Origin of the sequence: Caballeronia sp. LZ003 (genome assembly GCF_031451465.1) — a bacterium.
GTDB lineage: Bacteria > Pseudomonadota > Gammaproteobacteria > Burkholderiales > Burkholderiaceae > Caballeronia.
The window spans coordinates 460,420-483,070 of record NZ_JARUXJ010000003.1 but is presented as its reverse complement, the minus strand read 5'-3'; the positions used below and the strand labels follow the sequence as shown (position 1 = coordinate 483,070).

At 61.4% G+C, this 22,651-nt stretch carries 19 protein-coding genes; 9 read left to right on the top strand and 10 right to left on the bottom strand.

Annotated elements, in window-relative coordinates:
* Positions 1-18: 18 nt before the first annotated feature.
* From QCE79_RS19885 to QCE79_RS19850, 8 genes are all read right to left on the bottom strand, one after another.
* Complete coding sequence (locus QCE79_RS19885) at positions 19-999, bottom strand: type II secretion system F family protein (RefSeq protein ID WP_370652251.1); 981 nt, start codon at positions 997-999, stop codon at positions 19-21.
* On the bottom strand, positions 992-2,377 hold the full coding sequence (locus QCE79_RS19880; protein ID WP_244831002.1) for a CpaF family protein: 1,386 nt from the start codon (positions 2,375-2,377) through the stop codon (positions 992-994). Before QCE79_RS19880 ends, QCE79_RS19885 begins: the two co-directional genes overlap by 8 nt.
* Positions 2,378-2,379: 2 nt before the next feature.
* Entirely contained in the window at positions 2,380-3,672 is a 1,293-nt protein-coding gene (locus QCE79_RS19875) for a fimbrial protein (RefSeq protein ID WP_309847209.1), read from the bottom strand.
* The gene (locus QCE79_RS19870) at positions 3,669-5,027 is read right to left on the bottom strand and encodes a type II and III secretion system protein family protein (RefSeq protein WP_309848251.1); all 1,359 of its coding nucleotides are present in this window, start codon (positions 5,025-5,027) and stop codon (positions 3,669-3,671) included. Before QCE79_RS19870 ends, QCE79_RS19875 begins: the two co-directional genes overlap by 4 nt.
* Positions 5,028-5,127: 100 nt before the next feature.
* On the bottom strand, positions 5,128-6,078 hold the full coding sequence (gene cpaB / locus QCE79_RS19865) for a Flp pilus assembly protein CpaB (RefSeq protein WP_309847205.1): 951 nt from the start codon (positions 6,076-6,078) through the stop codon (positions 5,128-5,130).
* Positions 6,079-6,110: 32 nt separating this feature from the next.
* The gene (locus QCE79_RS19860; RefSeq protein WP_309847202.1) at positions 6,111-6,587 is read right to left on the bottom strand and encodes a pilus assembly protein; all 477 of its coding nucleotides are present in this window, start codon (positions 6,585-6,587) and stop codon (positions 6,111-6,113) included.
* Positions 6,584-7,093: an A24 family peptidase gene (locus QCE79_RS19855; RefSeq protein ID WP_309847200.1), complete on the bottom strand. Its 510-nt coding sequence runs from the start codon at positions 7,091-7,093 to the stop codon at positions 6,584-6,586. Before QCE79_RS19855 ends, QCE79_RS19860 begins: the two co-directional genes overlap by 4 nt.
* Positions 7,094-7,235: 142 nt before the next feature.
* Positions 7,236-7,412: a Flp family type IVb pilin gene (locus tag QCE79_RS19850; RefSeq protein WP_244830831.1), complete on the bottom strand. Its 177-nt coding sequence runs from the start codon at positions 7,410-7,412 to the stop codon at positions 7,236-7,238.
* A 642-nt stretch (positions 7,413-8,054) separates the two neighbouring features.
* Here QCE79_RS19850 and QCE79_RS19845 point away from each other — a divergent pair.
* On the top strand, positions 8,055-9,995 hold the full coding sequence (locus tag QCE79_RS19845; protein WP_309847197.1) for a collagen-like triple helix repeat-containing protein: 1,941 nt from the start codon (positions 8,055-8,057) through the stop codon (positions 9,993-9,995).
* A gap of 233 nt (positions 9,996-10,228) precedes the next feature.
* Positions 10,229-11,944: a POTRA domain-containing protein gene (locus QCE79_RS19840; RefSeq protein ID WP_309847195.1), complete on the top strand. Its 1,716-nt coding sequence runs from the start codon at positions 10,229-10,231 to the stop codon at positions 11,942-11,944.
* Between the two features lie 25 nt (positions 11,945-11,969).
* Here the strand turns inward: QCE79_RS19840 and QCE79_RS19835 are convergent, their stop codons facing one another.
* On the bottom strand, positions 11,970-12,266 hold the full coding sequence (locus QCE79_RS19835; protein WP_244830834.1) for a DUF4148 domain-containing protein: 297 nt from the start codon (positions 12,264-12,266) through the stop codon (positions 11,970-11,972).
* Positions 12,267-12,328: 62 nt separating this feature from the next.
* Complete coding sequence (locus tag QCE79_RS19830) at positions 12,329-12,772, bottom strand: MarR family winged helix-turn-helix transcriptional regulator (RefSeq protein ID WP_244830835.1); 444 nt, start codon at positions 12,770-12,772, stop codon at positions 12,329-12,331.
* A 1,026-nt stretch (positions 12,773-13,798) separates the two neighbouring features.
* On the opposite strand from QCE79_RS19830, the gene QCE79_RS19825 reads away from it, so the two are divergent.
* From QCE79_RS19825 to QCE79_RS19795, 7 genes are all read left to right on the top strand, one after another.
* Positions 13,799-14,713 carry a lipid A biosynthesis lauroyl acyltransferase gene (locus QCE79_RS19825; RefSeq protein WP_309936264.1) on the top strand — a complete coding sequence of 305 codons (915 nt, stop codon included), beginning with the start codon at positions 13,799-13,801 and terminating at the stop codon, positions 14,711-14,713.
* A gap of 184 nt (positions 14,714-14,897) precedes the next feature.
* A complete protein-coding gene (locus QCE79_RS19820) occupies positions 14,898-15,101 on the top strand; it encodes a cold-shock protein (protein ID WP_244830836.1) in 204 nt (67 codons plus the stop codon).
* A gap of 1,077 nt (positions 15,102-16,178) precedes the next feature.
* Positions 16,179-16,724 (top strand): fimbrial protein, encoded by a 546-nt coding sequence (locus QCE79_RS19815; RefSeq protein WP_309847189.1) that lies wholly within the window; start codon positions 16,179-16,181, stop codon positions 16,722-16,724.
* 109 nt (positions 16,725-16,833) lie between these two features.
* Positions 16,834-17,577: a fimbria/pilus periplasmic chaperone gene (locus QCE79_RS19810; RefSeq protein WP_250469318.1), complete on the top strand. Its 744-nt coding sequence runs from the start codon at positions 16,834-16,836 to the stop codon at positions 17,575-17,577.
* 151 nt (positions 17,578-17,728) lie between these two features.
* Entirely contained in the window at positions 17,729-20,311 is a 2,583-nt protein-coding gene (locus tag QCE79_RS19805; protein ID WP_309847185.1) for a fimbria/pilus outer membrane usher protein, read from the top strand.
* Positions 20,312-20,348: 37 nt separating this feature from the next.
* Complete coding sequence (locus QCE79_RS19800; protein ID WP_309847183.1) at positions 20,349-21,428, top strand: fimbrial protein; 1,080 nt, start codon at positions 20,349-20,351, stop codon at positions 21,426-21,428.
* Between the two features lie 56 nt (positions 21,429-21,484).
* Positions 21,485-22,003 (top strand): fimbrial protein, encoded by a 519-nt coding sequence (locus QCE79_RS19795; RefSeq protein ID WP_250527647.1) that lies wholly within the window; start codon positions 21,485-21,487, stop codon positions 22,001-22,003.
* Positions 22,004-22,651 lie beyond the last annotated feature (648 nt).

Here is a 22,651-nt window from a genome sequence, read left to right as displayed (position 1 = left end):
CGTTTACGGCGCGCGCGCTCATGTCCTGAGCCTCGCCATGCGAAACAGCAGCCACACGCCGAGCATTTGCAGGCCGAGCGCCGCGTACACGAGCCGCTGGCCGAGCGGATCGGTCCACATCGCATCGAAATATTGAGGGTTGGTGACGATCACCGCCGCGCCGAGCAGAACGGGCAGGAGACCGAGCACCCAAGATGAGAGGCGCGTTTCCGTCGACAGCGCGACGAGTTCGCGGTCGGCCTGTTCCAGATCGCGCATGAGCGCCGACATGCGGTCGAGCATCACGTCCGAGCGCCCGCCGTATTTCACCGATACGCGCAGCACCGCGCCCACCAGTTCGAGCTCGCGCACGCGATACATCCGCGCCACCGCGCCGAGCGCGTGATCGATCTCCATGCCGGTACGCAGCATCGGCAACACGCGGTCGAGGCAATCGGCGAGCGGCGGCTCCGTGCTTCCGAGCGCGGTCTGAAACGCCGCCGGCACGCTATGACCGATGACGATGAGCCGCACGATGCCATCCATGAACGAGGGCAACTGCCGCACGATACGCTGACGTCTTTTCTGCGCGCGCCAAAAAAGCGCTGCCGCCGTCACGGCAAGCACGAGCGCGCCGGCCGCAAGCCCGAGCAATGCGTTCGTGCGCGCTGTCATCCAGAATGCGGCCAGCGCCGCGGCGACGAGCGTGACGAAAAAGAAAGCGCGCGGCCGTTCGATTCCCGCACGCCGCATCAGATGTCCATAAGCGGCACGCGCCCGCACGATGTCTCGCGCAATCTCGACACTCACGCCCGAGTGCGTGTTCGCCGATGCCCGCGACTGCTCGGGCTGCCGTGCAGTGCGCGGCCGCGGCGTTGCGTGCGACGCCATGACCTGCCGCTCCACGAAGCGCGCGGCGAGCATGCGTTCGCGCTTTTGCGCGCCGCGCCGCCACAAGGCGAGCGCGGCGGCCGCGAACAACAGCGCGAGCATCGCGACGAGCGCCGTGCCTCTAGACACGGAAGCCTCCGCCGAAGCCGCCGAAACCGCCGCCGCCGCTTTTGCCGAATCCTTCTGCAAGCGACGCGCCCAACGCCTGCCGATACTTCGCGAGCTTGGGCGAACTCGGATGAATGCCGAGCGAGGTCCAGCGGTCGGTTTCCTCGCCGTTCGCATCGGCGACGGGGTCGTAGCGATACAACTCCTGCATCGCGATGATGTTGTCGGACAGCCCGGTGACTTCCGTCACGGAAAGAATGCGCCGCTTGCCGTTCGAGAGCCGCCCGATCTGCACGATAAAGTCGATGGCGTTCGCAATCTGCCGCCGCAAACTTGCCTCGGTGCCCTGAAAGCCCGCGAAACCCGCGAGCATTTCCAGCCGGTAAAGGCACTCGCGCGGTGAACTCGCGTGCACGGTCCCCATCGAGCCGTCGTGGCCGGTGTTCATCGCCTGCAGCATTTCCAGCACTTCGCCACCGCGCACTTCGCCGACGATGATCCGGTCGGGCCGCATCCGCAACGTGTTGCGCAAGAGGTCGCGAATCGACACGACGCCCGCGCCGTCGAAGCCGCCCGGACGGCTTTCGAGCCGCACCACATGCGGATGGTTCAGCGACAACTCGGCCGTATCCTCGATCGTCACGACGCGTTCGTGCTTCGGAATGAAGAACGCGAGCGCGTTGAGCAGCGACGTCTTGCCCGAACTCGTGCCGCCCGAGACGAGCACGTTGCAGCGCGCCTCCACCGCCGCTTCGAGCAGCGAGCTGATCTCCTGATTGAACGTGGAGTTCGCGAGCAGATCGTCGGGGCGCAGCGGATCGCGGCGAAACTTGCGGATCGACACCACCGGCCCGTCGATCGACAACGGCTCGATGACCACGTTCAGGCGGCCGCCGTCTGGCAGGCGCGCATCGACCATCGGGTTCGACTCGTCGAGCCGTCGGCCGATGGGCGCGAGAATCCGCCGCACGATGCGCAAGAGGTGCGCGTTGTCCGCAAAGCGCACGGGAATCTTTTCGAGCATGCCGTGACGCGACACGTAGACATCGCTATAGCCGTTGATGAGGATGTCTTCCACGGCGGCATCGGCGAGCAAGTCCTCGATCGGACCGAAGCCCGCGAGCTCCTTCGTGAGCGCGGCCGCGACGAGGCGTACCTCGCTCTCGTTGAGCGGGATGCGTCGCAGGCGCACGAAGCTGTCCATCTCCAGATCGACGAATTGCTGGATGGCCTGGCGCGACCATCGCCCGAATTCGGCGCCGAGTTCCTCGATACGCGTGAGCAGATGTTCATGCGCCGCGCTCGCCACGTCCTGGAACTGCTGCGAGTGCGCGAACGCGACGGCATCCTCGGCCAGATCGTTGGAAAACGCGATGTCCTTGCTGAAGTCCTGAACCATCGTCATGACCGCCTGAGAAAGGTGGGAAGAAGTTGCGCGAGTCCGGCGGCCGGGCTTTCAGTAGCCTTGGGCAGTGCATGGCGGCCGGCGGGCGCGGGTTCATCCGCGAGACGCGCGACGAGAGGTAAGAGCGCGCGCACGTAAGGGTCGCGCGGCGCGGTTTCCGCGAGCAGGCTTCCCTGATTCACCGCGCGCCCGAGCGCCTGCGCACGTTCCGGCAAGATGCCGATTAGCGGTAGCCCGAGCCGCGCGGCCAGTTGATCCGCGCCGAAGTTGAGCGCCGCATCGAACTTGTTGACGACGAGACCGAGCGAAATCTTCCGCGCCGCGGCTTCGGTTTGCTCGCCGCCGCGCACATGCTCGACGAGCGTGACGGCCGAGACCGCCGAGACCACGTTCGGATCGCATACGAGCCAGGTTTCGTCGGCGGCCTGCACGACTTGCGCGACGAAGTCGGGATTCGAAAAACCGCCGAGATCGACGATCTGGTGGTCGAAGTATGCGCGCAGCCGGTTGAGTGTGCTGACGGCCGTGGCAAAGGAAATCGCGCGCATTTCGGCAAGATCGGCGGGCAGCGCGGTGAGCGCGAGGCCGCTCGCATGACGCGCGAAGGCGGTGTGCACGAAGGTTTCGTCGAACCGGCGCAGGTTGCGCACGGCATCGACGAAATGCAGTTCGCTGCGCGTGTCGAGCAAAAGCGCGCTGTCGGCGGCGGGCAGGCCGAGATCGAGCAGCGCGGTGGCGCGGCGCGCGCTCTGACCGCGCCGTTGCAGACTCACGGCGAGATTGGCGGCGAGCGTGCTCACGCCCACGCCGATGCGCGCGCCGAGCAGCACCGTCAGCTTGCCGCGCTTGGGCACATGTTCGGGACGCTCGTCGATAAGCCGCCGCGCCACCGTGAGCACGCTGCCGGGATGCCCGCCGGTATCGATGAAATCGCGCACGCCCGCGCGCAACGCGGCGAGCGCGGGTGCGGGCGTCGCAAGCGTGCCGAGCGCCACGACCGGCACGTTTGGAAAAGCGTCGCGGGCCGCTTCGGCGAGTGCGGCCGCGTGGTAATCGGCGCGCTCGGTGAAGTCGATGAACACGATGGCCGGCGCGCATTCCGCGATGCGCGTGACCAGCGCGACGGCATCGCATGGCGCGATTTCCACCGCGCCCGTGTTGGTCAGCGCCTGCTGCAGCCACGCTTGCCTCGACGGTTCGGGACTCGCCAGCAGAAAGCGCGCGGTGAGCGGCTCGCCCGCTGCCGCCGCCGCTGCTGCCTTGCCGGGTCCGAAGCCTTGGGTGTTCATCGCGAAAATCCCGGCGCGGTGTCGGAAGAAAGCGCTCCGCCGACGAAGCTCTTCCACACCGGTCCGTCGCGCTGTTCGGACTGCTGGCCGGGCGTCATCGGCAAGGCGGCGCCCCGGGCGATAGGCGCTACCAGGTGCGGCGTCACGATGATCACCAGCTCGCGGTCCGTCTGCGAGTACTGCAAAGTCTTGAAGAACGCGCCGATGATCGGCAAGTCGCCGAGCAAGGGCACCTTGTTTACGTTCGACGCCGTTTCGCGATCCACCAGCCCGCCGATCACGAAGCTCTCGCCGTCGCCGAGTTCGACCGCCGTTTCCGCGCGGCGCGTGGTAAGCGCGGGCACCGAAACACCGTCGATGGTGATGGCGTGCGCGAAGTCGAGTTGGCTCGCCTCGGGCGCGACCTTCAGCGCAATGCGGTCGGCGCCGAGCACGGTCGGCGTGAGCAAAAGGCCTATGCCATACGGCTTATAAACGATGGTCGTGCTGCCGAGCGCCTGCGGCACCGGAATCGGAATTTCGCCGCCCGCGAGAAAGCTCGCGCTCTGGCCCGAGAGCGCGACGAGCGTCGGTTGCGCGAGCACGCGCGCGAGGTTGTTCCCTTCGAGCAGGCTCAGGTTGGCGAACAAACCGCGCGAGCCCGAGTTGAGCAGCAGGTTGAACGCGGCGCCGATTGGCGAGGTGGACGTCACCTGCAACGCGGTCGTCGCGCCGCCGGTATAGGAACCCAGCGAACTGGGCGCGAAACTGCCGAACGCGAAGCCCGCGTGATTCTGCGAGAACAGATTGAAGCCGGCTTCCTTTAGCACGGCCTTGCTGAACTCGACCACTTTCACGTCCACCTGCACGACGCTCTTGCTCTGTACCGTCGATGTATCGACGAGCGCGCCGTCCTTGCCGATAGCCGCGCGCGCCGCCGCTGCCGCGCGCTGATGCTTGGCCATCGACGGCGTGCTGCCGCTGAGCACGGCCGTCTTGCCGAGCACGCGCACTTGCGGCGCGTCGTGGTCGAGCAGCGCGGCGTTCGCGCTGGCGGCGACATCGACGGTATAGGACGCCGGCGTGTCGCGGCCCTGTTCCCAGACGAGCAGATTGGTCGTGCCTGCCGACTTGCCGACCAGCAGCACGCCGCCATTCTTGAGCACGAGAACATCCGCGATGGCGGGATCGGCGACGGCCACGCGCGACACCGTGCGGCCATGCGCGAGAACCCGCTGCGCACCGGTCGCAAGCGCGATCACGGGAGCGTCTTGCGCGCTGCCCGTCGATGCGCGCTCGATGTCATCCGCGTGCGGCGTCGCGACGGCATGCGCCAGGTTCACGTTGAGGCCGAGCAAAACCGCGCAGCACGCCATGAGCGCGCGCGTGTGGAACCGCAAGATCGGTGGCCGGTTTATCGTCATCGTCATGGCTTGCTTCGTTTCGAATTCATCGGGATAGCCGGCATCGGCGCGCTCAATATGCGGTTCGCTCGACACGGCCACCCCGGATCACTTCCACTTCGTTGCTACGCGGCGCACGCGCCACGCCCGCCGCACGCGGCTGCGTCACCGGTTCGCGGCCGGCGCGCGCGCCCGACAGCGCACCGAGCGATACCCCGGCGGCCGCGCGTGCGGCGCCATCCGCGTCGGCATGCAAGGCAGCGGCATGCAGGGGCAGCCACGACTGCGGCGGCGGCATTTCGTCGTCGTTGGTGTTGCGCAGCGCCAGCACGAGGCGGCCCGAGCTTTCGGCGAGCGTGAGCGCATCGACATCGGCAGTGCGCACGGCGAGCACGGCGGTCTGTGCGTTCAAATTGCGAGTCGCCTGGTTCGTGTCGCCCCCGGCCTTGCCATCGACACCCTCCACCGACGCGCCGCCCACGCTCAGCACGCGCACTTTCGACAATAGAAGGCGCGCCTGTGTCGCCTCTACTTCGGCGCCGCTGCTGCCGCCGCCTTCGCGCTTGAGCGTGAAAAACACATCGACGAAATTGCCTGGGCGCACGAGATTGCCGACCGCGTTGGTTTCGTCGACGCGCACCGCGACCGCGCGTTCGCCCGGCTCGACGACATCGGCAAGTCCGCTAGACAGCGTCTCGACCGTGAGCGGCGTGCCTTGCGGCACCGCGACGCGCGTGGTGCGGCCGGTGAGCGCGGCGGTATCGCTGAACACGCCGGACGCGGGTTCGGCCTGCATGCGCACCGTGAGCGACGCGGCATCGAGCGGCTTGCCGGGCTGCAAATCGCGTGCGGCGATCACCACCGGCGCGAGCTTGCGATCCACCGCGAGCGCGGGACCGGGCGCGCCGCCGTTGGCGCTTGCCGGCAGCGGCGCCGGGGCGCGCGCCAGCGTGAACGCGAAGATGCCCAGCGCGATGGCCAGCATGAAAAACAGGACCGCGAGCGTTCGTGTGACGTTGGCCATATGAGATCAATCGTGAAAGTTCGGGCGGACGCTCATAACACATTGTCCGGATTGAGCTGGACCATCGCGCGCGCCACCAGCGAATCGGGCAGCGCGAGGCCGATCAACGGCAGCGTCGGCACCAGCGGCTTTTGCGCATAGGCATAAGCGAGCGTCACCTGGATGCAGCGCAGGGTCCCGTCGTAGGTACACGGCGCGGGCGTGGCGGTGCATTGCGCGAGTCCCGCAAGCCAGTTCGACAAGCCTTGCGCGGTCTGGCAGGCGGCACTACCACGGCGCGCGAGGGCGTCGTCGATGCTCGTCGCGTTGGCCTGATAGCGCAGCGCGGCGCGTGCGCCCTCTTCCGCTGCGAGCGTCAGCGACTGCTGCGCGACGAACACGAGGCTGTAGGTGACGATGGCGTAGAAGATCAGGAAGAACAGCGGAAACACGATGGCGAACTCGACCGCCACGTTGCCGCGCTGGTTTCGTCGTGGGCGTTGCCGTTGAAGTGATGGCGCGGACTTCATGTTGGCCGCCCCGTTGCGTTCAGCAGATGCAGCGCCAGCTGACCGATCCCAGCCGCCGCGAGCAATGCGCCGTAGGGTGTGCTGTTGCGCCTGCGTTCGGCCACGCTCGCATGCGCGGCAAGACTGCGCAGCGACAGCACCACGCGGTCCTCACGGCGCGCGAGCAACACGAGCGCATGCACCGCGGCCGCAAGGCTCGCCGCGACCCAGACGCCGACGAGTTCGCGCGGGCCGCACCACGCGCCGAGCACGGCGAACGCCTTGACGTCGGCGGCGCCCATCATGCCGAGCAGGTAAAACGGCAAGAGCGCGGCGAAACCCGCCAACGCGCCGAGCAATGCGAAGCCGATCGCCGTCTGAAAAGGCGAAATGCCGAGCGCGGCGAACGCAAGCGCGAACACGCCTCCGGCCGCGACCAGTGAATTCGGAATGGACCTGCGCTGCCAGTCGAATAAGACGACCGCCAGCGCCCAGCCGATAAATATCGCGGATTCAAAATAAATCATGGCAGCGTAAATCGGCAGGCAATAAGACAGCGCCCTCCGTGGTAATACGGAGGTTTAATCGAAACTCGAAAGATGTATTCGGTCCGCGCGCCGGATTGCTCCGGCGCGCGAATCGGCATCTCGTCAGCGAATAAAGATGGGATTAGCTCGACGTTTTAGCGAGCTCCGCCTTTATCGCGTTGAAAGTGGACGTGAGCTGAGTGGAGACGCCGCCCACGGCCGTCATGATGCCGAGCGCAAGCACGCCGGCAATCAGCCCATATTCGATGGCGGTGATCCCACGCCGGTCGCGGATGAATTGAAGCAAGGTAGATGTCATTCTTGTTGCCCTCGGATGGTGTACTGCCTGGCCGCGGATTCGCCTCTTCGTGCGAGGCTCCAGGCGGCAGACCACCACGCGAACGCGATGTCGTGACCCCGGGCCCATGCATCGGAGCGGCGCTCCAACTCTCTCGATATTTTTGGTTTTTCTTGTTGATCGCTACCCTCCCACAACGTTTGCCGAAAGAAGAGGACTGCGTTGGCGAATTTATATCGCATGCACATCTCAAAATCAATTACGTCAGAACATTTTGTATCGTGCAGTGCATCAATAGTTGCATCGGGTAAATAAACTCTGGCATATCAGTAAAATCAACTTGATGCGAATGCAGCGACTCGTATTGATTTCCTGCCCCGCTCTTTTCATTGACTGGCTCTTTATGGCGGGCCCGCGTAACGCGTCGCGTCGTAACGCGGCTCGATGTTCGTTACGTTACGAACGTCCGAATTGCCGTTTGCCGATACGCGGTGAGAGGCGGCCGCAATCTCCCGCCGAACCCCGAATTCATTTGGAAGTTCTTCTTTCGCGAGCGCTTCTCGCAGGGCGAGGAACGCCTGCGAGCCCCGTCGTCCGTACGTTGGCACACCTTTCGCAGTTACTGGCCCGCGGTTCAACCAAAACAAAGTAACGAGGGCCATCATGAATACGAGGAACGTCGGACAGGAATTCTTGCGCAAGTCTATCGTCGCGGCGGCGGTCGCGAGCGTACTCACGCTGGCGGCGTGTGGCGGCTCGGGAACGATGAGCAAGTCGGCAGGCGCGAGCGGTAGCGGCTCTGGAACGATCACGACCGGCGACAGCGGCACGGGCTCGGGCAGCAGCGGCGGTACCGGAACGGGTAGCGGCGGGGGTAGTGGTAGTGGCAGCGGTAGTGGCGGGGGGACCAGCGGGGGCTCCGGTGGCAGCACGGGCGGCACAAGCGGCGGCGGCACCGGAGGCGGTAGCACGGGTAGTGGTAGCACCGGGGGCGGCGGTACGGGCGGTGGCAGCACCGGAGGCGGTAGCACGGGTGGTGGCAGCACGGCTGGTGGCAGCACCGGCGGTGGCAGCACGGGCGGCGGGGGCACTGGCGGTGGGGGAACCGGCGGTGGCACCACGGGCAGCACGACGCCTCAGCCTGTCGCGGCCGTCGTAGGCAAAACAGGCAACGTGGTGTCCGCGCTTGGCGCGACGGTATCGGGAATCGGGTCGGCAATCGGCGCGACGACCACACCGCTCGTCAGCGCGGGCACCACGAAAGCCACGGGCGATGTCGTCACGAACGCAGGCGCGGCTGTCACGACGCTCGGCGATGGCGTGTCGGCCGGGCTCGGAACCATCGGCTCGAGCACGAATCCGGTCGGCACGACGGTGGCGAGTCTTGGCGGTGTCGTCGAAAAAACCGGCGATACGGTCAGCAGCGCCGGGACGCTCGTATCGAGCCTCGGCACCAGTACGCTTTCGCCGCTCGCACCTGTTACGACGCCGGTCGGGAGCATCGTCGGAATCGTGGGTAACGCGGTGACGCAGACGGGCGGCGTCCTCGATCAGACGCTGACCGGCGCACCGGTTCAGCAACTCACGCAGCAAGTCAGCCAGGCCATCACGCCGATCACGTCTGTCGTCAGTTCGACGACGCAGACCGTCGGCGCGGCAACGGGCCTCGGCACGCCGGTCAACAACCTCCTCACAACGCTCGGCGGCGCGCTCGGTCAGGCGGGTCAGGGCATCGCAGGCACGGGCGCCAATCCGGTCACGGCGGGCGTGGGCAATCTGGTGTCGACCACGGGAACGACGGTGGCATCCGCGGGCGGCCTCGTCAGCGGCACGCCGGCGTCCAATCCGCTCGCACCGATCACCGGCATTCTCGGCGGCGCTACCGGCGCAGGCTCGGGCGTACTTGCGCCGGTCACGGGTCTGGTCGGCGGCGTCACGGGCGCACTGACGGGCGCAACGGGCGGCACTGGAACGACGGCAGGCTTGCTTGCGCCGGTCACCGGTCTCGTCGGCGGCGTGACGAGCGCGCTTACGAGCGCGACGGGCGGCGGCACGGGCTCGACGGCGGGCTTGCTCGCACCGGTCACGGGGCTTGTCGGCGGCGTCACGGGTGCGTTGACGGGCGCAACCGGCAGCGGTACGAGCGTGCTCGCGCCGGTCACGAGCGTGGTCAGCGGCGTAACGGGTGCGTTGACAGGCGCGACGAGCGGTACGGGCGCCGGTGCGGGCGTGCTTGCTCCGGTCACGGGCGCGGTCGGCGGCGTGACCGGCGCGCTTACAGGCGCCACGGGATCGGCCGGTGGCGTGCTTGCTCCGGTGACAGGCATCGTTGGCGCGGTCACTGGTGCGCCGGGCGGCACGACCGGCTCGTCCGGTTCGGGCGGCGGCGTGCTCGGCACGGTGACCACGATCACGGGCGCGGTCGGCGTGACGGTCGCCACGACGCACGGCACGACCAGCGCAGGCGCCGGTACGGGCGTAGGTATCGCGACGACGACAGGCGGCACGGGTAGCACCGCCAGCACCGCAAACGGCTCTGGCACGGGCTTGCTCGGCGCGGTGGGTTCGATCGTCGGCGGCGTGCTCGGAGGACCGCGACGCTAACGCATGAAGCCAGGCGTCACCGTTTCCGGATCGCGGCGTATCGCGGTTCGGAAACGGCGTGACGCCAGGCGAATGTCGACGCGCATGCCAGCAACACAACACGCGTCCGATCGAAGCCACGAATCGCATCACCAAACGACAACACACGACGAAGAACGCGGCGCTGCCCGTGCAGGATGTTAGAAGAAGCACGCACCGCACGACGTTCTCGCGACAACCTTCGAGGATTCATCGTGGAGATCCGCGACTGGAAACGGGTGCTCTTGCTCGCCGCAATCGGCGCCCCATTCACGGCGCAACTCGCGCTCGCTCAAACTGTTCCGGCGGCACCGCGCGCGAGCATCGGCGGCAATCCGCTCGATGCCCTGCCGCAAGTGAACACGCCGCCCAAGCCGGCGGTATCGGTGAACGTGCAGCCTCCCGCTCCCGCGCTCGACGCGCTCCTCGCGCAGCATCTCACGCCGCGCAAATTCGAAATCGAGGGCGTCAAGGCTCTGCCCTTCGACGATGTCGCGCAACGCTTCGCGCCGCTCGTCGGCACGGACGTGACCATCGGCAAGCTGATCGAAACCGCCAACGGCATCACCGCGCTTTACAAGGAGCGCGGCTATGCGCTCTCGTTCGCCTTCATTCCGGCGCAAACGTTTCGGGAAGGCGTCGTGCGGATAACGGTGGTCGAAGGGTATATCGCGCAGGTCGTCGTGAAGGGCAACGCGGGCGCGGCCGAGAAGCGCATTCGCGCGGTGGCCGACCGCATGCGTCAGGACCGGCCGCTCACGCAAGCGAATTTCGAGCGTTATATCAACGTGCTCGGCATGATTCCGGGCGTGAAGACGCGCGCGACCGTCGCACCGCCGCAGAATACGGACGGCGCCGCCACGCTCGAACTCGATGTCGAGCGCAAGCCTTTCAACGTGAGCACGGGCATCGACTTCAATCATCCGGGCGTGCAGGGCATTCTGAGCGCGACCGAGAACGGCATGCTCGGCTTCGGCGAATCGCTGTCGGCGTCCGCACTGTTGCCCAAGGGACGCGACGATCAAACCTATTACGCGCTCAACGGCTCGCTGCCTATCGGCACGGATGGCTTCACCGCGAAAGTCGATGCATCGCATTATCACGGGCATCCGGTCGACAATCCGGGGCTGCCGTCTTATATCGAGCGCACCGTCGTGAACGACAAACTCGCGTTTTCCGCCGTCTATCCGTTCCTGCTGAGTAACGCGCGCAGTCTCGTCGGCACGGGAAGCGTCTATGCATCGCACGATGAAGACCGGCTGAAGAACACCATCGTCGCGGGCAATCCGCAGTTGTCGCAGCGCTCGCAGATTCGCGTCGCGCAATTGCAGCTCGATTACACCGGCATTGCGACAGGCGTCGTGCGGCGCGCGAGCGTGAACGTGGCGAAGGCGTTCGACGTGCTCGGCGCCTCGAAGAGCGCGGACACCAACATTGCCGGCTACGCGCCCGTCAATCCCGTCTCGCTCACCTTCGTGCGGACCGGCGCGAGCTACACGCAGAGCAACGAATGGCCGATGAAAATCGGCACGGCGCTTTCGCTGACAGGGCAGTATTCGCCCGACTCCCTGCCGACATCCGAGCAGGTTTCGTTCGGCGCGCAGCGTTTCGCGCTGGGCTATCAGCCGGGCGAAGTGTCGGGCGATTCGGGCTTCGGCGCGTCATTCGAAATGAACCGGCCGCTCGATATCGGCATGACGTATCTGAAGACCTTCACGCCCTACGTCATGGTCGATGCCGCGCGCGTTTTTCTCCAAGGCGGCACGGCGAGTCCGCGGCGTTTGTCGTCGTTCGGGATAGGTTTTCGAGTGTCGGATTCGAAGCACTACAGCATCGATCTGTCCGTCGCCAAGGCAACGGGCGATGCGCCCGTCGAGAGCGCATCGCGCAGTCCGCGTGTGAACGCTTCGTTGTCGTATCAGCTGGACTGAAGCTTCACGTGACTGAGCGTCCGGTTCACGGCGTCGAAGCGGGCGCCGGTTGTCCGGCCTTCTTTGCGTTGACCTTGGCCTGCGCGTTCTGCAGATTCTGCGGATAGTCGTTCTGCTCGCCGCCGGGGTTATAGCCGTTCTTTTCGAGCTCGCCGAGTTCGGCGTTTTTCTTTGCGCGCGCTTCCTTGCGCTGCGCTTTCTTGACCTGCTTGGGCGTGGACGCGCCGGCGTCTTGCGCGTGTGCGGGCGTCGCGGGCAGCGTGACGAGCGCCGCGACGGACAGCGCGATGACGGCGAGCGGTGCGGTGCGTAGATTCAGCATGGTGTCTTCTCCCCAGGAAGTGAATGAAGCGCCTGTCGCGACAGCAAGAACCGATCCAAACCTTATCTGTCGACGATCCGGCTGAGGTTCGCCCGCACCCGCTGCAGGAGCCCGATCAACTGCTCGCTTTCCTGGCGGCTCAGGCCCGCGAGCGCCTCGGAAGTGATTTCGTCGCCGACGCGCCGCGCCCGGTCGAGCGCCTTCTCGGCTTTCGCGGTCATGCTCACTTGCCGCTCGCGGCGGTCGTCGGGATTGAGCCGCCGTTCGATCCAGCCGCCCTCCTCCATGCGATCCAGCAGCCGCCCGGCGGAGATCGGCGCGACTTCGAGCAGCCCGGCGAGCCGCGCCTGATTCACCTCGCCGTAATGCGACAGATAGGCAAGCACGCGGCATTGCGCGCGGGTCAGATTCAGCGATGACTTGGCAAGCTCGTCGAAGCGGTTGCCGCACAGGCGGTCCACATCGGCGACCAGAAAGCCGAAGCGTTTGTCGAGTTGAGTTTCCATCGGGCGATTATAGGGAAGACGCCGCCCGGTGTTCCAGAGGCGACGGGCAGGCAAACCACGATGATCGTGATCTCAACGACTTCATGCTGATGTGCGTTGTCGGTGTGATGCGCCCAGCGATGAATTGAGTCGCTAATCATTCGACGCACGCCACGGCGAAAAGTCCATGCCTATTTTTGCCGAAGAGATGACTCGACTTCTTGAAGTTAATCGTTATGTTTCGGTATCCGAATATCTCTGAATGCTTTGCCGATGGCGCGGTCGATTCGAATCATGGATGTATCAGTTCGCATATTCGAATTTGGTCACGGGTCAACGTCTGCCACAACGGCCGATAAAGGCTCGACCGTACTAAATTATTTAGTCTCTGCACACAGGATGACGCACGCGCTAGTCGGCGCAGGATTTAGTTGCATAGCGCCCGGTAAATATCGTTCCACTTGCTTTAAGTTTTACCGATTTACAGCCGCATGCGTGTTAAGCTTCACAGCATGCCTCCTGAAGCAAGCCACGCGGCACGCACCATTCGCCGCTTGTGAGTTGCTCCCTCCTATGATCGTGCCCGTATCGTCCAATGGGCTTGGACAATCCATGCTCCCTTCAACGAGAAAGCGCCCTTTTCGCACGACTCGCTTTATGAGTAATTAGCGCATTATTGATCTGACGATCCTTTTCAATACTCGCTTCGTTAGTTCTAACTTCGTGTAAGTGCAGCGACGGGTTGCACGGTCTCCTTGGTTGCAGGCGCGTTTGAACGCAAGCCTTGCCCGCTTCTGATCCGCCCAGAGTCGCCATTCTCTGCGACTAATGTCTTGCGTGCGTCACGATCGCATCGGCGATCGATTCGCGAAAATAGTCTTTGCCACCTTGGCCGGCGCGTCCAGGCCGCCGACCACCATCAGCGTGAAATATCTAACCGGCTGTTTTCCGGCTCAACAAGACTAAATGCCTACTACGTATGTGTAAATAGCTGGTTCAGGCCGGTCTACGGAGCAAACGGTGTTTACTACCGAGTGGTACCTGCCCATGAAAGCCGATTCCCTCCCTCATCCACGAGAACAGATACCGGAGAACCCCGGCTTCACGCCTGTCGCGCTACTGCTCCGTGCTCTCTCGATGCTTCCATATCGATGGGTTGCCAGAATTGGCAGCATACTTGGCGCGCTGCTGTACGAGATCCCGAGCCGTCGCAAGCACATCGTTCTCGTCAATCTGCGCCTTTGCTTTCCCGGCAATTCCGAAGCGCACTATCAAGAGCTTGCCAAAAAGCACTTTCGTCATGTAATCCGCAGCTATCTCGAGCGCGGTATTCAGTGGTACGGCAGCGCGAAGTCGATACGTTCGATAGTGCAGATAGACAGCGAAATCGATCTCGATGATAAAAACGCCCCGCCAACCATTTTCATGGGCTTTCACTTCGTTGCCATCGAGGTCGGCTGTCTGGTCCATTCGACGACTTCGCCAGTGGCTGCGCTCTACACCCGCATGTCGAACAAGCGCCTGTGCTCGCTTGCCAAACGGCAGCGCGGCAGGTTCGGCGCCGAGCTAATCGAGCGGTCGACGAGCGCCAGAAAGGTGGTCGCGCTGCTTCGCTCGGGCACGCCGGTGATGCTGGCGGCCGATATGGATCACGGCATCGACAATTCGGTTTTCGTGCCGTTTTTCGGCGTGCCGGCCTGCACGTTGACTGCCGTCTCTCGGCTTGCAAAGCTGGGACATGCGCGTGTGGTACCGTTCGTCACGGAGGTGTTGCCCGATTATCGAGGATACCGGCTTAAGGTCTTTAAACCCTTGATCGATTTTCCGTCCGCCAGCGACACGGTCGATGCGACCCGCATGAATGCATTTCTGGAAGAACAGATTCGCCTGATGCCCGAGCAGTATTATTGGGTGCACAGGCGCTTCAAGCATCGGCCGGACGGCTTGCCATCGGTATATTAAGGTTGAAATGGACGTTGTGTGCCCGAAAGGCAGGAAATCCGGCGTTTCGCGAACCGGAGTTTGACGCAGAAGTAATTTTGCGCACAACACCAGTTGCCTTTCAGACGTAGGCAGTTCACTATAGGCGCCTTAGCGCAATCGCGATAGGAAACCGCCGCTACGCGGCAAAATTCAGGAAGAAGATATGGCAACCGGTACGGTCAAGTGGTTCAACGATGCAAAGGGTTTTGGTTTCATCACGCCTGATGGCGGTGGCGAGGACCTGTTTGCACATTTCTCGGAAATCCGCGCTGACGGCTTCAAGAGCCTGGCGGAAGGCCAGAAAGTGAGCTACGAAGAAAAGATGGGCCCGAAGGGCAAGCAAGCTTCGAACATCAAGCCTGTGTAAGGCGAACGCGCCGCAGCAGCTTTCGGGTTTGCTGCGGCGCGTCATATTTGACCTTCTGTTTAGGCACGGCGACGCGCATTGGTTTTGCGCTGCTCGGCTGCTGCTATCTAATACCGCTTAGTCTACCTGGGGCTTGATGCGCTCGTGCTTCGGCGCGGCATATAAAAGCCGAAGATCGCGTGGGCACGATATGTTGTGCCGATGCTTTCGTACGCATGGGTCGTTTAGGCGCGTCGATCAAGACTTCGTCTTGCCAACATTGTCCTTCGGGTCTTTCCCTACCTCAAGCGTCCGCTCGACCTGATGGTCTTCCTTGGCGCCAACAAAAAACCAACCTTTCCGCAAGGCGCGTCTGTCTAAGATGCAAGGTTTTCGGCTCTTGGCTTTCGACTTTCGCCATCCAGGTGACTTTTGTCTTGTTCACCGGTCGAGGTACCCTGCGCAACATGACAGAGGTACTACAAGCCACTTCCCCGAACGCACTTCGCATGCAACCGCCACGACTGAAGCGTGGTTGGAAGCAGTTCCACTTTGACAAGCTGCCTGGCGTCACGCACTCATCTGTGCTGCTTGCGCACTGACAACGTCGGCTAGTGTTCGCGCCGCTTTCCGGGTGCCTCACCAATCCGGCGGAGACGGAAATCCAAGAGCACATTTTGGTTCTGCATCGCCGGATCAAACCCTTCTTACATCGAAATACTAAGGCAGGCGCAAGGAAGCATACGACGCCCGAGGCGCAGCAAGTTAGCCGGCTCACCCACTGCCCTAAAGCAATTTCCTTCACACTTACATTGGCACTTTTCAATCAAAGATTCGATTTCCTAAACATAAGCAACAATGCCAATGAAAATATAAGACCAATCTCGTTGAAGCTTAGATAAGGATACCGGATCATTCAAACACGCTTTGTAGAGAGCGACTCGGATGACTTTAGTCGCACTGACTCTGTCGTCTGATGAAGCTGACTGTCTGGACTGACGCGCACCCTTTCGGCGCCAATCCAAGCTCGACGCTTCACATACTTAGCGGCGATTCAACTTAAAACACATTCGCAAATCTAACTGTCTGGAATCTCGTATGAAGACTTTTGCTATCTCGGCCCTCGTTGCTGGCTTGCTTGGCTTGACTGCCGCCAGCGCATTCGCCTCGGACGGAACCATCACGTTCAACGGCGCATTGACTGCCTCTACTTGTACCATCAACGGCAACGACACGTCGTCTAAAGACTTCACCGTCAACTTGCCTAACGTTATGACCAGCCAACTCACGGCTTCAGGCCAGACAGCCGGCACGACGTCCTACCACATAGCACTGACGGCCTGCTCGCCGGTTACCGCCAGCAGCAAGGCGGCGGTGTTCTATGAAGCGGGCTCAACCGTCGACCCGAGCGATGGTCGTCTGATGGTCGCAAGCGGCGGCGCCGGAAACGTCAAGCTGCAACTGTTGAACTCTGACTCCTCGCCTATCAAGGCAGGTTTTTCGCGCGATTTGCAGAACTCCATCGCGGCCAACATCTCCTCAGGCTCGGCTTTGCTGAACTATCAAGTCCAGTACTACGCAACCGGCGCAACGTCCGCTGGCGCGGCAAACTCGTCAGTCGTGTATAGCATCGACTACCAATAAGCCGAGCTTTTGGCAGCGGTTGAGTTCGCATAAGTAAGAGGTCATGCGAGGGTGGGCGCGAGCCCACCCTCGCGTTGGGTCAAAGCATTTGGTTGAGATTTTAGTTCCCATGAGACTGGCAAGCAGGCTACTCACAATTACAGCGCTGTGCATTGGGCATCTCACGGCGGCGCCACAAGCGTACGCCTCCGTGGTGATTGCCGGCACGCGCGTCGTCTATAACCAGAGCGATTCCGAAGTCACCGTGAAGCTCACGAACAATGGAAAGCTCCCGGGGCTGACCAAGGTGTGGCTCGATAAGGGCGACCCGGACGCCAAGCCGGACAGCATCGACGTCCCGTTCACGATCACACCTCCCATCATGCGCATCGATCCGGGCAAGTCTCAGACGTTGCGCATCATGTCGACCGGCGAGGCGCTGCCTGCCGACAAGGAATCAATTCTCTACCTGAACGTGCTGGAAGTCCCGCCAAAGCCATCCGGCGATGACGCTTCCGCCAACCAGCTGCAATTGGCGTTCCGTACACGCATCAAGTTCTTCTTCCGGCCGACTGGACTGAAAGGACAAGCATCGGACGCGCCCGGCGCTGTCGTGTGGCACATCAAGCGTGATGGCTCGACGAATGCGATCGAAGCGTCCAATAGCTCTCAGTATCACGTTTCTTTCGACCGCATCGAACTTACGGGGGACGGGCATACCGCGGCATTCGATCAAGGTGGAATGGTCGGGCCGGGAGAATCAAAATCGTTTCCGCTCAAGGGTGAAGTGCCTTCATCGGGCGGAAAGGTCAAATACACGGCCATTAACGACTACGGCGGCCCCCAGTCTGGCGAAGCGAGTCTGGCTCCCTGACTAAGAGACAACCCCGGTTCGACCGCGTGGCCAACTAACCACGAGTTTGCAAACGCGCCGGATTTCCTCCAAAAGACGCGCAGGCTGGCATGCACGCCTTTAATGGCTGCATGGCTATGCACGCCCGTAATTTTCGTATGCGTCAGGGAACATGAAATACCGCAGCATTAAGTTGGCAGGCACGCACCTGAAACCGGTAAGTATTCTGGTCATTCAAGCTATCGCGGCAGTGGGTACCAGTTGCCGTGCCTGGGCGGATGCACCGCAACACTATGCCGCCGTCGAGTTTAACGAGCAATTCCTCGATTCCAGCGATTCCGAGAAGTTAGATGTATCTCGATTCAATAAGGGCCAAGAAGTGCTTCCGGGCACGTATCGGTCCGACATATATGTCAACGACGCCTGGAAAGGAAAGCTGAATATCGAGGTTCGAGAGCTGGGAGGGGACTCTCACGAGGTGGTCCCTTGCATGAATGCCGATCTGCTCGAACGGCTTGGCGTCGACCCGAGAAAGCTCTCGGCAGAGTCGACCGCCAAGCTCGAAACAGCAGATAAGGTCTGCCTGACTTTGCCAGATCTGATTCCGAGCGCGGTCGCGTCGTTTGACAGTGGCGAGCAACGGCTGGACGTCTCAATCCCCCAGATCGTGATGAATAGCCGTGCCCGAGGCTATGTCGATCCGAAGTACTGGGAGGACGGCGTGCCTGCGGCCATGCTGCAATACAACGCCAACGCTTATCACAGTTCGTCGCCCCAATTCAATAACGACTCCCAGTATCTCGGACTGATCGGCGGGGTCAACGCGGGCGCCTGGCGCTTTCGCTATCAGGGCAACCTGACGAACACCAGTAACGGTGGTTCGCATTTCCAAAGCGTGCAGACCTATGTTCAGCGCGGGTTCAAGGGAATCAAGAGCCAGTTGACCGCCGGTGACACCTTCACCGACGGTGCTCTGTTCGACAGTTATGGCGTTCGAGGCGTCACACTGGGCACCGATGACCGGATGTATCCGGAATCGCAGCGTGGCTATGCGCCGGTCATCCACGGCATAGCGAATAGCAACGCCAAGGTTCAGATCCGGCAGAACGGCAACATCATTTACGAAACGACCGTCGCACCCGGTGCTTTCGAGATCGACGACCTGTATCCGACTGGCTACGGCGGCAATCTCGATGTCATCGTCACCGAAGCAGACGGGTCTCAGCATGTCTCCACTGTGCCGTACGCCGCAGCCGTCAATGCGCTGCGTCCGGGAGTGACGCGCTATAGCGCGACGATCGGTGAGTATCGTGATGCCACGCTCAACATTCATCCCTTCGTCTCGCAGTTCACGATACAGCACGGCATAAGCAACCTGCTGACGCTCTACGGCGGGATCACCGCTGCGGATCTGTATTTCGCCGGCATGGTGGGCACGGCGCTAAACACGAGCGTTGGTGCATTCGGCGTGGACGTAACCAGCGCGACCGCGAGTTTCAAGCGACTCGGCACGCGTAACGGGGCGAGCGTACGCCTGAGTTACTCGCAGCTAATTGCACCAACCGACACGAATATCGCGATCGCGGCGTACCGCTATTCCACGAGCGGTTTCTTCAGCTTGCCTGATGCCATGACCATGCGTCAATTGAACGACGACGGTCAGCTAGCGGCTATGTCGGCGCTACAGAAATCGCGTGTTCAGTTCGTGCTGAATCAGAGCATCGGATCGAGTGGCCGTTTTGGGTCAGTGTATGCAATGGGTTCGGTCACTTCTTACTGGAATCGCTCCGGCCACGACACGCAGTATCAAATTGGCTATAACAACAGTTGGAAGCGTCTGACCTATGGCGCGTCGCTTGTGCGCCAGTATCAGGTCGATGCGGACCGCTGGGACAACCGAATCATGCTGAATCTCACGGTTCCGTTGGGTTTGGGTTCGCATGCGCCGCAATCGTCAACATACTTCCAGCATGACACGAGCAATAGCAGTTCCAGTATTCAACAGTCGATCACCGGCACCTTGGGTGAGGACAACGCCATCACGTATGGCCTGAATGGAAACTTCAACGACGGCGGCCACGCACGCAGTTCGTTCAATGCAGGCGCCAATGTGGGCTATATGTCGCCATTCGCGCTCCTGACGGCCAACGCCAGCACGGGACGTCAATACTCTCAGGTGGGCGCGAGCGTTTCAGGCGGTGTGGTGGCCTGGGGCGATGGCGTGGCGTTCACGCCGAACATGGGCGAAACGGTTGCCGTGGTGGAAGCCAAGGATGCGGCTGGAGCCAAGCTTGCGAACGGTTCGGGCCTTCGCGTAGACCCTTGGGGCCACGCAGTGGTGTCGGGCATACAGCCGTATTCGAACAACGACGTCGAGATCGATCCCAAGGGTTTGCCTCTGAATATCGAGCTGAAGTCAACCGTTCAGCGAACAGCGCCGACGGCAGGCGCCGTCGTGAAGCTCAAGTTGGAAACCGAGGACAAGGGCAAGTCCGCAGTGATGCGCGTCTTGCAGGCCAACGGCAAGCCGCTTCCGTTTGGCGCCACGGTTTCGGACGACGCGCAAAACACCGTCGGGACCGTGGCTCAGGGCAGCCGCATTATCGCGGTGGGACTGAAGCTCGATAGCGGCAAATTGAATGTCAAGTGGGGCGACGCATCTGATCAAACCTGCTCCGTGCCTTATCAGTTGCCAGAAAAGACAAACTCGGTGACGCCGATCTTGCTAAAGATCGCGGACGGCGTATGCCAGTAATGCAAAAGGCACGAGCTAAACCATTTTGGAGTTATACATGAATCACGTTAAGAGGATAGTGCTGACATTCGCGCGGCTCGCGGTGTGCTCGGTGTTAGCTGTCACTATGCTCCCTAACAATGCTAAAGCCGATGTCTCATGCCGCTCGAACTACACGAGTTTTACCATCACGATGCCGGGCACGGTTGCGGTTCCTCGCGACCTGGCCAATGGTTCCATGCTGACATCCTGGTCAATGATGCCGAACACGACCAACATGTACACATGTACATCGACTAACCTTACATATTCAGGAATAGACTTCGAACTCGCAGGCATGAGTTCGACCATGACGAGCTATACGGCCTCGTATAACGGCACCGCCTTCCCTGTCTATCAGACGACCCTTCCTGGCGTGGGAATCGCGATGGGAGGCAATCTGAATGCTCACGGACGCACGGCCGGTCCTATCGGATTTAATGGCATGGGCTTTCACTGGAACAGTAACGGCACCAATGACAATGGCGGTCAGTTGATCGTTGCCTTGGTGAAGATCGGTGACATCACTCCGGGCACGCTTTCGGGTTTGGTCGCACAAGGCTTTTCATGGGAAGGAGCCGTTACTCCGCCTGCCGGAGATAATCCTGCGTCGGGGGTCATAAACTTCAACATTACGCCTGTCGTCGTGACCGTGTTGACTTGTCAGACACCAGACAAGACGATCCCCATGGGCATACACGGCCCAAGTGACTTGCCTACTGTTGGGTCAACGTCGAGCAATCCGGCATCGTTTACGCTCGACTTGAATAACTGCCCTGGTGGTGCGCCCGTAGCAGGCCTTTCGGTTGGGCAAATTAACAGCATTCAATACCGAATCGATCCGTCGAATGGTGCAGTGGCCGGCTTTGCCAACGTCGCAGCGTTGAGCGGAAGCCCATCCGCCGGTGGCGTCGGAATTCAGCTCTATGACAGCACCGGTGCAGTCTTTCCGCTTAGCGTGTACAAAGCTTTAAGCAACTTCAATAGCGCCACAGGCGGTAGCTACAACATTCCGCTCACGGCACGCTACTACAGAACAGGAACCCTCACTCCGGGACCGGCGAACTCGACCATGACGATGACTGTGCTGTACCAATAGAAGCGTAAAAAAACGTGTTTGCACCAATCAAGTTTATAAACATTCGGGAATGTAAGATGAACAAACTTAAGCTCATTCTAGTAGTCTCAGCATTGGCCGCCGCGAAGTCTGTGTTTGCAGTAGACGCGACGCTCAACTTCACAGGCACAATCATTCTGCCGACCTGCACGGTCGATTCGAGTAGTGCGAACCAGACGATCTCGCTCGACACGGCGAAGACGACCGATTTCGCGGCTGTGGGGTCCACTCAAAATCCTCGGCCGTTCAACGTGAAGTTGGCCGCTTGTGCTACGAACACCAACGTGACAATGACCGTGAATGGTACGAATGACACGTTGACCAGCGTGTTGAAAAACACCGGTTCAGCGGCGCAGGTGGGCGTGCAGTTGCTAAAGGCATCGAATGTTGGCGACACGACTGGATCGCCTATTACGCTTGGAAGCGCTGAATCGCTCGGTGCTGTGGATCAGACGAATGAGATGACCATCCCGATGGTTGCGCAGTTCTACCGACTTGGAGCAATGACGGGTGGTACGGTGACAGCAGTAGCTACAGTCAATTTCGCTTATAATTAACTGGTCTAAGGTTCGTTTTCCGAACTAACAATATGTGAACCAATTTTAAGGATTCAGCGCGCCCTAAACGCTCCCAGATTGACTGGTCGACTAGTCACCGCGCTATCCGTCAAACATCCGCGTGTCGTTGCATCGATATCCATACGTAACGACCTTGGAAAACCCATTCTCGTCAACAGGTTCGAGAATTTTTATCAACGCTTTTACTTTAAATAGGTTCAAAAATGAGTATGCAGAAAATCACGCGAAGCGCACTCGCACAAGTCGATATCGCGGGCGCCGGTTCGACGTCATCTTCCTCATATACGAGCGTTACAATCAACATCAACCGAGCCGATACAACTGGTGGCCTCAAGTCCGGAATCGCGATATCTGTTCAGTAAGATAATCAGCTAGCGACTATGATTCGCGGAGCCATCACCGATGGCTCCGCGTTTTCTTAAAGCAGGGCTGCGACCTCTACGCCATGTCTGTCGCATCGGCGAACTTGCGCAGGAATGTACCCAAAGAATATGCCATTCGACATGAACATTATTCGTTGATTGCCACGAACCTGTCCGCATTTTTGTGTGCGAGGCGGTTAGCGGAGTCACCCGCGTGCGTTGGTAAAACGCTCTCCAAACAGGATGGCAAACTGGTTCATTGCGG